1 rRNA gene is annotated in these 465 nt (G+C 54.4%); it reads left to right on the top strand.

The annotated features are described in order from the left end of the window. Positions 1 to 80 (top strand): 16S ribosomal RNA (locus IG65_RS0134050); the annotation flags it as partial. Positions 81 to 465 lie beyond the last annotated feature (385 nt).

The following is a 465-nucleotide window of genomic DNA, read 5'->3' as shown; positions in this document are numbered from 1 at the left end:
CGTCGAAGGTGGGATTGGCGATTGGGACGAAGTCGTAACAAGGTAGCCGTACCGGAAGGTGCGGCTGGATCACCTCCTTTCTAAGGAGCACTTCTCCAGATGGTGTCTCGAACAGTCGAGATCGCCTCTGGCAGAGACAGTTTCGGACTCACATGTAGTCCGGCTGGAGCTCATGGGTGGAACGCTGACAACCTCTCCCGCGTATCGACCGGTACTCAATGACCGGCCGGCGGTTGATATATCGACACACTGTTGGGTCCTGAAAGAACAGACGTTCTTTCCAGGCAAAAGATACGACAAGGTTTTCTCCGCGTGTCATACCGCGGGATTTCTTCCCGGCTGGTGCCGCAGTGGTGAGAAGATCTTGTGTGTTGTTTGAGAACTGCACAGTGGACGCGAGCATCTTTGTTAGTAAGTGTGTAAGAGCGTACGGTGGATGCCTTGGCACCAGGAGCCGATGAAGGA

Origin of the sequence: Nocardia sp. NRRL WC-3656, assembly GCF_000720265.1 — a bacterium.
GTDB classification, from domain to species: domain Bacteria; phylum Actinomycetota; class Actinomycetes; order Mycobacteriales; family Mycobacteriaceae; genus Nocardia; species Nocardia nova.
This window is presented reverse-complemented; position numbering and strand designations above follow the sequence as displayed.